The organism is Burkholderia sp. Ac-20344, from assembly GCF_017104975.1.
In the GTDB taxonomy this organism is placed as follows: Bacteria; Pseudomonadota; Gammaproteobacteria; order Burkholderiales; family Burkholderiaceae; genus Burkholderia.
The window spans coordinates 1-3,091 of the sequence record NZ_JAAGPP010000298.1 but is presented as its reverse complement, the minus strand read 5'-3'; the positions used below and the strand labels follow the sequence as shown (position 1 = coordinate 3,091).

At 69.8% G+C, this 3,091-nt stretch carries 4 protein-coding genes and 1 pseudogene; all 5 read right to left on the bottom strand.

Features of this window, described 5'->3' with window-relative positions; genetic code table 11:
- Positions 1 to 406, bottom strand: a pseudogene (locus G3N64_RS38485) (hypothetical protein); the annotation flags it as partial.
- Positions 407 to 418: 12 nt separating this feature from the next.
- Positions 419 to 682, bottom strand: coding sequence for a type III secretion system export apparatus subunit SctS (sctS, locus tag G3N64_RS38480; RefSeq protein ID WP_046547810.1), 264 nt, complete (start codon positions 680 to 682; stop codon positions 419 to 421).
- A gap of 11 nt (positions 683 to 693) precedes the next feature.
- A complete protein-coding gene (gene sctR, locus G3N64_RS38475; RefSeq protein WP_205788806.1) occupies positions 694 to 1,344 on the bottom strand; it encodes a type III secretion system export apparatus subunit SctR in 651 nt (216 codons plus the stop codon).
- On the bottom strand, positions 1,328 to 2,494 hold the full coding sequence (sctQ, locus tag G3N64_RS38470) for a type III secretion system cytoplasmic ring protein SctQ (protein ID WP_205788805.1): 1,167 nt from the start codon (positions 2,492 to 2,494) through the stop codon (positions 1,328 to 1,330). Before sctQ ends, sctR begins: the two co-directional genes overlap by 17 nt.
- Positions 2,495 to 2,574: 80 nt before the next feature.
- Positions 2,575 to 3,091: type III secretion system protein SctP (gene sctP, locus G3N64_RS38465; protein ID WP_205788804.1), on the bottom strand; the 517-nt coding region annotated here is incomplete at its 5' end.

The following is a 3,091-nucleotide window of genomic DNA, read 5'->3' as shown; positions in this document are numbered from 1 at the left end:
TCCTGAACGTGGCGACGCGTTCCGTTTCGTTCGCGTCGTCCTGCTCGTCGCCCTGGCTGCCGCGCCCGCCGCCGTGTCCGCCCCGGCGTTCGCGCTCGTCGCCGGATACCTCGAGTTCCGGCGGTTCGCCGGCGGCGTCGGCGCCGTCCGCACCGTCGAGGGGCCCGGCGCCACGCCTGCCGCGTGCGGTGCGGCGGCGCCGTGCGAGCCGCGCGGCCATTTTCTTCGCGCGCTGCGCCTGCATCGCGTTCTGCTGCGCCTGCATGCCGCCGTGCGCGAAGCGGGTGCCGCGATAGAGCGTCGCGAACTGCCCGGAAGGTTTCGCGCGCGACGGTTTCGCCGTTTTCCGGTGCGCGGCCGCCGCTTGCTGGGCGAGCGCGGCGGAGTGGGGCCCGATACGTGTCATTCCGGCCTCGCGTCAGTTGGGAAACGCCGTTCGCATCATCTCGTTCGCGAAATGCAGGATCGCCGCGCAGGACAGCGGCGCGGCGATCACCAGCACGATCGTCACGGCGATCAGCTTGACCGCGAACGGCAGCGCCTGGTCCTGCAGCGACGTGATCGCCTGGACGAACGACACGGCGAGCCCGACCGCGGCAGCCGCGATCACGAACGGCAACGACACCGTCAGGCACAGCAGCATGCCCTGGGTGGCGGCGTGAACCAGCGAATCGACATCCATGGCGGCTCCGGTCACTTGTAGGTCAGCACGAGCCCGTGGATCAGCGCCGACCATCCGTCCATCACGACGAACAGCAGCAGCTTGAACGGGATCGCGACGTTGGTCGGCGACACCTGGTTGAGCCCCATCGACAGCAGCACGTTCGCGATGATCAGGTCGATCACGATGAAGGTCACGTACAGCAGGAAGCCGATCTTGAACGCATCGGTGAGCTCGGTCAGCGTGAAGGCCGGCGCGAGCACGATCAGGTCGGTTTCCTTCAGCGCGTGCGCCTCCTCGGTCGGCCACACGATCGAAGCCGATCGCATGAAGAAGCGCTTCTCGCGCTCCTGCGTGTGCTTGATGAGGAACTGCCGGAACGGCTCGCGCGCCGCGTCGGCCGCCTGGATCACGGCCTGCGACGATTGCGGCGAGATCGTCTGGCCGCTCAGCGTCTTCGCCGCCATCATGCCGATGGGCGCCATCACGTAGACCGACACGAGGATCGCGATGCCGTTGAGCACCATGTTGGGCGGCACCTGCTGCACGCCGAGCGCGTTGCGCAGCAGGCCGAGCACGACGACCACCTTCGCGTACGACGTCACGACCATCGCAACGAACGGCAACAGCCCGATCGCGACGACGATCAGCAGCAGGCCGGACAGGTCACTGTACTGAACCATGCTCGTGCGCCATGCGGAGAATGCGGATGCCGACGTGTTCGCCGACCCCGACCAGCTCGCCGTGGCCGATCACCTGGCCGTGCGCGACGAGCTTGAGCGTCAGGTCGGCGATTGCGGTCGGCAGCTCGATCACGTAGCCGGGCGCGAGCGACGACACCTCGTCGATCGTCAGCGCAACGGTATCGGCGACGAACTGCACCGGCAGCTCGAGTTCGCCCACTTCGACGGTGCGTTCGGCATCCGGCGCATCGAGCGCGGCTTCCGGCGTGTCCAGGACGGTGGTTTCCGTCATCACGGGTTCCTTCAACAAAGTGATCGTTCGGGTTTGCACGGCCACCGCGGCCCGGCCATGCGCGAGACCCGCGCTGCCCCAGGTCGCGAAGGCCGCGGGATGCGGTGCGGTGTCCGCACGGGCGCCGGCGCCATGCAGCCACGCGGCGTCGAGCGACGGATCGAACACGCGCAGCAGGATGTCGCCGCCGCGCAGGCTCTGCAGCGTGTCGACCGACAGCGCCTTCACGCCGAGCACGAGGCTGCCGGGCACGCGCAGCGACGCGTCGAGCCAGCCGGCGCGCGCGGTGCGCGCCAGGCAGCCATCCAGCCACTCGATGCAACGGCCCGGCAACTGCACGAGCGCGTCGTGCCGCTGGTCGCGCAGCGTGAGCGACAGCGCGACGGTCACGCTGCGCGGACGCGGCGCGTGGCTGGCGCCGCGCCTGACCGCGACCACCTGTGCGCCGGTCAGGCCGAGCGTATCCAGACAGCCCAGCAGCGGCCCGCACAGCACGTTCGCGACGGCGTTGCGCAGCGTCAGTTCGGGGCTCGTGCGCCGGTCGGCAGCCTGGGCCTCGGACCACGCGCAGACCGACAGCGCGGGGTAGCGCTCGAGATCGAGCAGCACGTATGCGCTCACCGGGCCGGACGGCGTGTCGATTCGCAGCTCCGCGACGGCCGGGTCGGCGTAATCCGGCGCGGCGGACGCGAAGCCGCAATGAAAATCGCGCACGCCGAGCGTGTCGCGCAGGAACACCGGCAGGCGTGCATCGAAGAGCCGGCGCGACGCATGCGCGCTCGCCGCATCGAGCGGTGGCGGGACGAGCGGCGCGAACGGCGCGCCGCCGGGTGTGATCGAATGCCGAATCAGTTTCATCCGTGGCCGGAAAGTGCCGTCGTTGGCCCGCGCATGCCGCCCGCCGGGCGCCGTGCTCGAGGCAATTCACGCGGGGCCGGCTACCACACCGTGAGACGGACGGTCCGCGGCTGCCCCCATGCCCGCAGCATCGTGTCGAGTTCCTGTTCGAGTGCGACGCTGTGGGCCAAGAGTAACTGCCGTGCTTCGCGATCCTGCGTATCGAACCGAAGCTGCAGGTCGAAATGCGAAAGCGACACGTGCAGCTCGGTGGACGCCAGGATCCGGTCGTTCAGCACGACGTGCGCTTCCCACTGTCCGCCGGCCGCGACTGCGGGATCGCCGCAGAACGCGGCGATCTCGCGCGACAGCACGCCGAGCAGCCCGAGGTGGTCGCGCTGTTCCTGCAACGTGACCGACGCGATCGGCGTGGCGGCGCTCGCGATGCGTGCGGCGATGGCCCGGCATTCGGCCAGCTCGGCGGGCGTCGGCGCCGGGTCGGAAGCGGGCGTGTCGCGCTCGTTCGAGATCAGCGGGACATGCTCCGCACGGCCGGACGACGGATCGGCTTCATCGGACAGTTCGTCCTGCTGGCGCGACGCGGGCGGCGCATCGGAA